Origin of the sequence: Vibrio genomosp. F10 str. 9ZD137 (genome assembly GCF_049974785.1) — a bacterium.
In the GTDB taxonomy this organism is placed as follows: Bacteria; Pseudomonadota; Gammaproteobacteria; order Enterobacterales; family Vibrionaceae; genus Vibrio.
Genome location: NZ_JBNGCJ010000488.1, coordinates 1 through 1,149 on the forward strand (window position 1 = coordinate 1; position 1,149 = coordinate 1,149).

The following is a 1,149-nucleotide window of genomic DNA, read 5'->3' on the forward strand; positions in this document are numbered from 1 at the left end:
CCAAACCATACTTTGCTTACTTAGGGTGTGTGTCCTTGTAATTTTATTGTGACCTCATTATTCTTTTTATAGAATCGTACAATAATAATAGACTGCTAAAGACGAAACACAGATGAGAAACCTAATGAACTGTGAACCTTGGCTATCTGTATCATAATCATGTGTAGCGACACCTATTGGTAATGTTTTATTAAATAAAAAGCAAAATATTATCAACATACAATATAAAGACACAAAGTGCTTAAGCGTTACATAGCCAACAGTCTCTATCTTCCAATATATAAAAGAAAACCATACTACCACTAAAGCTAACATAATCATCAGCTTGGAAATTTCACCAAAAACTTTATCAGGCCATAATATTTTTAAAATCAATTTATTCATCTTTAAACACCTTTATTTTGCTGTCTTCAGGAATACTCCTGTTAACTTCATCAAGTATTCCAGATGCAGATATATACGATTGCACCTTATCGGCTTTGAGAGGTACTAAATTGTCTCGAAGCATAATATGGACTAACTTTGTCGTACTAAAATCTAATGCTTCTTTTGCTACTTGTTCTTTTAAAACAGCACTTCCAACTGATGTTGCCATTCCCACGTAATCAATGGTTTTAAACACGACCGTTCCTGCTCTAGCTGGCAAAGCTGCATAAGTAGCCACTGTTGCCGCATCATCCAACGCCTTAGCACTCGTCGCATCTATAAACGCATCACTAACATCATTCTTCACCATATTACTATTGGTAGCTACGCACTCAGCAGTAGCACATGGATAATAACTTACGGCAAATGTGTTTCCATCTACTGTTTGTGGTCGTATGTAAGTACCTGACGATGGGTCAATTGGTCTACCTGTTCGATAATCAATGGCTATTAGTTTCGTTTCAGGAAGTTTAAAGAAGCTATAACCTAAATCTTTATCTAACAGGTATTGCTTCGTTGACTCGTCTAGAGGAATCGACTCCATATCCTGAACAATATACCTTCCTTTTCCTGTACCGTCTGTTGCTACGATTAACTTACCATAGCAAGAAACTAAAAGGACACACACCACAAAGAAAACAACAACGTCAAGACTTCGAGCAACCTCAGGGTTCTAGTTACTCCATATTAAAAGGACATACACTATAAAGAAGAAAACAACAT

1 protein-coding gene is annotated in these 1,149 nt (G+C 36.3%); it reads right to left on the reverse strand.

What is annotated here, in order from left to right; genetic code table 11:
• Positions 1 to 376: 376 nt before the first annotated feature.
• Positions 377 to 970, reverse strand: coding sequence for a hypothetical protein (locus ACP45E_RS11770; RefSeq protein ID WP_017037084.1), 594 nt, complete (start codon positions 968 to 970; stop codon positions 377 to 379).
• Positions 971 to 1,149 lie beyond the last annotated feature (179 nt).

Bases quoted from the DNA above. Each gene is read 5' to 3' on its own strand.
- ACP45E_RS11770 (WP_017037084.1), bottom strand. From the start codon at position 970: ATGGAGTCGATTCCTCTAGACGAGTCAACGAAGCAATACCTGTTAGAT.